4 protein-coding genes and 1 pseudogene are annotated in these 5,910 nt (G+C 73.6%); 4 read left to right on the top strand and 1 reads right to left on the bottom strand.

Annotated elements, in window-relative coordinates; all coding sequences use genetic code 11:
* Together ACLIYP_RS28750 and ACLIYP_RS28755 are read left to right on the top strand one after the other, a co-directional pair.
* Positions 1–359, top strand: a pseudogene (locus ACLIYP_RS28750) (hypothetical protein); the annotation flags it as partial.
* Complete coding sequence (locus ACLIYP_RS28755) at positions 356–1,399, top strand: TerC family protein (RefSeq protein WP_412716021.1); 1,044 nt, start codon at positions 356–358, stop codon at positions 1,397–1,399. The pseudogene ACLIYP_RS28750 and the gene ACLIYP_RS28755, both read left to right, overlap by 4 nt.
* Positions 1,400–1,489: 90 nt before the next feature.
* Here ACLIYP_RS28755 and pepN read toward each other — a convergent pair whose 3' ends face one another.
* The gene (pepN, locus tag ACLIYP_RS28760; protein ID WP_412716022.1) at positions 1,490–4,069 is read right to left on the bottom strand and encodes an aminopeptidase N; all 2,580 of its coding nucleotides are present in this window, start codon (positions 4,067–4,069) and stop codon (positions 1,490–1,492) included.
* A 200-nt stretch (positions 4,070–4,269) separates the two neighbouring features.
* Between pepN and ACLIYP_RS28765 the strand changes: the two genes are divergently transcribed.
* Both ACLIYP_RS28765 and ACLIYP_RS28770 read left to right on the top strand, forming a co-directional pair.
* Complete coding sequence (locus ACLIYP_RS28765; protein ID WP_412716024.1) at positions 4,270–4,719, top strand: DUF1203 domain-containing protein; 450 nt, start codon at positions 4,270–4,272, stop codon at positions 4,717–4,719.
* Between the two features lie 31 nt (positions 4,720–4,750).
* A complete protein-coding gene (locus ACLIYP_RS28770; protein WP_412716023.1) occupies positions 4,751–5,509 on the top strand; it encodes a Clp protease N-terminal domain-containing protein in 759 nt (252 codons plus the stop codon).
* The last annotated feature ends 401 nt before the right edge of the window (positions 5,510–5,910 follow it).

Below are 5,910 nucleotides of genomic sequence, written 5' to 3' on the forward strand. Positions count from 1 at the left end.
CCGCGGCCGAGCCGCGCAAGCGCATCGACGCCGTGCTGGCCACCGGGGCGGTGGAGGTGCTGGGCTGCGGTGTGCCCGCCGGCCTTCCGGGCGTCGCCGACGCCGAACTGAGGGCGGCCACCGACCACCTGCCGGCCCGCGCCGCCCTGCCCCGCCGGACCCGCTGCGACGCGGTGGTCGCCGCCCGTACGGGCCCCGCCGGTGTCGACGCCGGCGCGCTGCGGGAGGCCGCCGCCCTCCACGGCGGCCCGCCGGTGCACACGGCGGGCCCCGTGCCCTGGACCCCCCTGCGCGGCACCGCGTCCGGCCCGCCGGACCGGCCGGACCCGCAGACGACGGAAGGAACCCGATCCCGTTGAACGATCCGTCCCTGGCCGTCCCGTTGTGGGTGTGGGCCGCCCTGGCCCTCGGCATCGCCGCGATGCTCGCCGTCGACCTGCTCGCCCACCGCGACAACCATGTGATCGGCTTTCGCGAGGCGGCGGCCTGGAGCGCGGTGTGGATCGCCGCCGGCCTGGGCTTCGGCCTCGTGCTGTGGGCCTGGCAGGGCGGCGACACCGCCGGCACCTACTACGCGGGCTACCTGATCGAGAAGGCCCTCTCGATCGACAACGTCTTCGTCTTCGCCCTGGTCTTCTCGTTCTTCGCCGTTCCCGACGCCTACCAGCACAAGATCCTCTTCTGGGGCGTGATCGGCGCGCTCGCCGCCCGGCTGGTGTTCATCTTCGTCGGGGCCGAACTGCTCCAGGTCTTCTTCTGGACCGCCTACCTCTTCGGCGCGTTCCTGATCTGGACCGGCTGGAAGATGGCCTTCTCGCACGACGAGGAGGTGCACCCCGACCGCAACCCGCTCGTACGGCTGGTGAAGAAGGTCGTCCCGACCGACTCCCGGTACCACGGGGACCGCTTCTTCGTCCGGATCGACGGGCGCCGGGTGGCCACCCTGCTGTTCGTCGCCCTCATCGCGATCGAGGCCACCGACCTGATCTTCGCCATCGACTCGGTCGCCGCCGTCCTGGCCATCACCACCGACACCTTCCTGGTGTGGACGGCCAACGCCTTCGCCGTACTCGGCCTGCGCAGCCTGTACTTCTGCCTGTCCGGGCTGCTGCGGCGCTTCACCTACCTCCACTACGGGCTGGCGTTCCTGCTCGTCTTCGCCGGCGTCAAGCTGATCCTGTCCGAGACCCCCGTCGGCAAGCTCCCCATCCCCGTCACCCTCGGGGTCATCGCCGCCACCATCGCCGTCTCGATCGGCTGGTCCCTGGCGGCCACCCGCTCCCGGGACGGAGACGGGGACGGGAAGAGCGGCGACGACCGCATGGACGGCGCGGACGGCCGGGACGACGGGAACGCGTCCGGGGATGCGGCCGTACCGAGGGGCGTCCCGTCCGGCTGAGAAGTCCGCGCACCCGGGAAAAGCACCGAAGGGGGGCGGCGCCCGCGCCTGGAGCGCGGGCGCCGCCCCCCTTCCGGGGCTCCCGGAGCGTCAGGCGGCCGCCGCCGCGTCCGCCGCCTGCGCCTTCAGGGCGCGCTCGATCCCGGCGCGCGACTCGGTCACCAGGCGGCGCAGGGCCGCGCTGGGCCCGGCCGACTCCAGCCAGGCGTCCGTGGCACGCAGCGTCTCCTCGGAGACCTGGAGGGCCGGGTAGAGGCCGACCGCGATCTGCTGGGCCATCTCGTGGCTGCGCGACTCCCACACGTCCTTGAGCGCGTCGAAGTACTTCGCGGTGTACGGGGCGAGCAGTTCGCGCTGGTCGGTCTGGACGAAGCCGCCGATGACCGACTCCTGCATGGCGTTGGGCAGCTTGTCGGACTCCACGACCGAGGCCCACGCCTCCGCCTTGGCCTCCTGCGTCGGCCGGGCCGCCCGCGCCGCCGCCGCGTGCCGCTCGCCGGCCGAGGTGCGGTCGCGCTCCAGCTCGGCCTCGATGGCGTCGGCGTCCGCGCGCCCGGTGGCCGCGAGGCGGTGGAGCAGGGCCCAGCGCAGCTCGGTGTCCACCGTCAGGCCCTCGATCTCCTCGCTGCCGTCCAGCAGTCCGGCGATCAGGCCGAGCTGCTCGTCGGTGCGGGCGGTGGCGGCCAGCGCCCGTGCCCAGGCGAGCTGGTGGTCGCCGCCGGGCTCGGCCGTGCGCAGCCGCTCCAGCGCGGCCTCGGACCAGCGCAGCAGGCCGCTCTCGCGCCAGCCCGGGGCGGCGTACAGGTCCAGGGCCAGCTTGACCTGCCGCTGGAGGGACTGGACGACGCCGATGTCGGACTCCTTGCCGATGCCGGAGAGCACCAGCTCCAGGTAGTCGCGGGCGGCCATCTCGCCGTCGCGGGTCATGTCCCAGGCCGAGGCCCAGCACAGGGCGCGCGGCAGCGACTCGGTGAAGTCGCCGAGGTGGCCGGTGACGGTGGCCAGGGACGCCTCGTCGAGGCGGACCTTGGCGTAGGACAGGTCGTCGTCGTTGAGCAGGACCACCGCCGGGCGGCGGGTGCCGGCCAGTTCGGGCACCTCGGTGCGCTCGCCGTCCACGTCCAGCTCGATCCGGCCGGTGCGCACCAGCTTCCCGTCCTCCAGCTCGTAGGAGCCGACGGCGATGCGGTGCGGGCGCAGCAGCGGCTCGCCCTTGGCGCCCGCGGGCAGGGCCGGGGCCTCCTGGCGCACGGCGAAGGAGGTGATGACGCCGTCCGCGTCCACCTCGATCTCCGGGCGCAGGATGTTGATGCCGGCCGTCTCCAGCCACGCCTTCGACCAGGTCTTCAGATCGCGGCCGGAGGTCTCCTCCAGGGCGGTGAGCAGGTCGGTCAGGCGGGTGTTGCCCCAGGCGTGCCGCTTGAAGTACGTCTGCACGCCGCGGAAGAAGGCGTCCTCGCCGACGTAGGCCACCAGCTGCTTGAGGACGGAGGCGCCCTTGGCGTAGGTGATGCCGTCGAAGTTGACCAGGACGTCGTCCAGGTCGCGGATCTCGGCCATGATCGGGTGCGTGGAGGGGAGCTGGTCCTGGCGGTAGGCCCAGGTCTTCATGGAGTTGGCGAAGGTCGTCCACGCGTGCGGCCAGCGGCTGCCGGGTGCGGCGGCCTGGCAGGCGATGGAGGTGTAGGTGGCGAACGACTCGTTCAGCCACAGGTCGTTCCACCACTCCATGGTGACCAGGTCGCCGAACCACATGTGGGCCAGCTCGTGCAGGATCGTCTCGGCCCGCACCTCGTAGGCGGCGTCGGTCACCTTGGAGCGGAAGACGTACTGGTCGCGGATGGTGACGGCGCCCGCGTTCTCCATCGCGCCCGCGTTGAACTCGGGGACGAAGAGCTGGTCGTACTTGGCGAAGGGGTAGGGGTGGTCGAACTTCTCCTCGAACCAGTCGAATCCCTGCCGGGTGACCTCGAAGATCGCGTCCGCGTCCAGGTGCTCGGCCAGTGAGGGGCGGCAGTAGACGCCCAGCGGGACGCTGCGGCCGTTGCCGTCCTCCCAGCTGCTGTGCACCGAGTGGTACGGGCCGGCGATCAGCGCGGTGATGTAGGAGGAGATGCGCGGGGTGGGCTCGAAGCGCCAGGTGCTGCCGCGCGGCCCCTCGGCCTTCGGGGTGGGCGAGTTGGAGATCACCGTCCAGCCCTCGGGGGCGGTGACGGTGAAGGCGAAGGACGCCTTCAGGTCGGGCTGCTCGAAGCAGGCGAAGACCCGGCGGGCGTCGGGCACCTCGAACTGCGTGTAGAGGTAGGCCTGCTGGTCGACGGGGTCGACGAAGCGGTGCAGGCCCTCGCCGGTGTTGGTGTACGCGCAGTCGGCGACCACGCGCAGCTCGTTGCGTCCGGCGGCCAGGCCGGGCAGGGCGATGCGCGAGTCGGCGAAGGCCTCGGCGGGGTCGAGGGACTCGCCGTTGAGGACGATCTCGTGCACGGCCGGGGCCACCAGGTCGATGAAGCTCTCCCGGGCCTCGCGCGCGTCGAACCTCACCGTGGTGGCCGAGCGGAAGGTTCCTCCCTCCTGCGCGCCGGAGAGGTCGAGCTCGATCTCGTACGAGTCCACCTCGAGCAGACGGGCCCGCTCCCGCGCCTCTTCGCGCGTGAGGTTCGTACCAGGCACCTGCGTCATCTCCTTCGTGTGTCCGGATCCTCGGGTTTCCGGCCATCCTCGCACGCCCGTCCCGGGGGACGTGATGGCCGTTTCCCGCCGGTATCTGCGGTGATGCCGAGCGACGGTGGGGGCATGACGACCTACGGCACCCCCTCGGCGCCCCTGCCCGGCCACCCCGCCACAGCCCCCTCCCCACACCCCCGCCCGTACTGGAGCGGCTGCGCGCGGGGGACGACGCCGGGCGCCCGGCCCTGCCGTTCGCCGACGGCGAGGGCGGCGCCCCGCTGCGGCGGTGGGCGGCCCGCACGGGGACGGATCCGGGGGCGTACGACGAGCAGGGCCCCGTGTTCGTCCACGCCGCGGAGTGCGGCGGGCCCGGCCCCCGGGAAGCGCTGGGCCACCCGTTCGCGCGGCCGGGGGTACGGCGGGTCCTGCGCCGCTACGACGCCCGCGGGCGTATCGCCGGGGGACTGCTGGTCGAGCCGCCCGGGGATCCGGGGACGGACGCCACCGCCGTCCTCGACGCCGCGCCGGACGAGGCGTTCGCCGATCCGGAGACGGCGCTGGTCCATGTCCGGGCGGTGGAGTACGGCTGCTTCCAGTTCGAGGTGCGCGGACCCGTGGAGGCGGTCGGCCGAGGGCCGTCAACTTCAGGTTGACGGCTTGGCGTCGTCAACCTAAGGTTGACGCATGGAGAATCCGACACCCCTCACGGGCGCCGTCCGCCTCGACGACCTGATCGAGGGCATCAAGCAGACCGAGTCCGACGTCCTGCGGCAGCTGTCCACCGCCGTCCTCACCGCGGAGCACCTCGGCGAGGTGGCCGACCACCTGATCGGCCACTTCGTGGACCAGGCCAGGCGCTCGGGTGCCTCCTGGACCGACATCGGACGGAGCATGGGCATCACCAAGCAGGCCGCCCAGAAGCGCTTCGTCCCCAAGGGCTCCGCACCGGACCTGGACCCCGCCCAGGGGTTCGGCCGGTTCACCCCCCGCGCCAGGAACGCCGTGGTGGCGGCGCAGAACGAGGCCCGGGCGGCGGGCCACGCCGAGATCCGGCCCGAGCACCTGGCCCTGGGCCTGCTCGGCGAGCCGGACGGGCTCGCCGCGAAGGCGGTCGCCGCGCAGGGCGTGACGGCGGAGGCGGCCCGTGAGGCCCTCACCGCGGCGCTCCCGCCCGCGGCCGGCGACGCGCCCGAACTCGTCCCGTTCGACGCGGGGGCGAAGAAGGCGCTGGAGCTCACCTTCCGCGAGGCGCTGCGGCTGGGCCACAACCACGTCGGCACCGAGCACGTCCTGCTGGCGCTGCTGGAACTGGAGGACGGCGACGGCCCGCTGAGCGGCCTGGGCCTCACCAAGGCGGCCGCCGAGGCGTACGCCGCCGAGGCACTGGCCGCGTTCGCGGCCGCGCAGGGCGGCTCGCGGCCGGATGCGGCCCCGGAGGGGTGAGCCGGAGGACGTGAGGCGGGGAGACGACGGGGAGGCCGGGGGGTGAACTCCCGGCCTCCCCGGTGAACGCACGACGAGCGGGACATGGCGGACGCGGCCCCCGGTGATCCATGAGCACTGTTCGGTGCCGGACGTTCGCGCGCCGTTGGAACGCGGGTCACCGCGGCTGCCGACGATCCCGGTGGGCGGGGGAACGCCCCGTCCCAAGGCGCCGCGTTCGCATCCGGGGAGAGACGCCCATGTCCCGCAGCAGCCAGCCCGCCCGCCGCACCACCCCTCGAAGCACCCCCGACCGCCGTGTCCTGGACCGCCGCACCCTGCTCGCCGCCGCCGGGGCCGCCGCGGTCGCCACCGGGGCGGGGGCGGCCCTCGGCGGGGGCGGGGAACCGGCCGACGCCGCC

It is taken from the genome of Streptomyces nanhaiensis (genome assembly GCF_046614825.1).
Classification (GTDB): Bacteria; Actinomycetota; Actinomycetes; order Streptomycetales; family Streptomycetaceae; genus Streptomyces; species Streptomyces radiopugnans.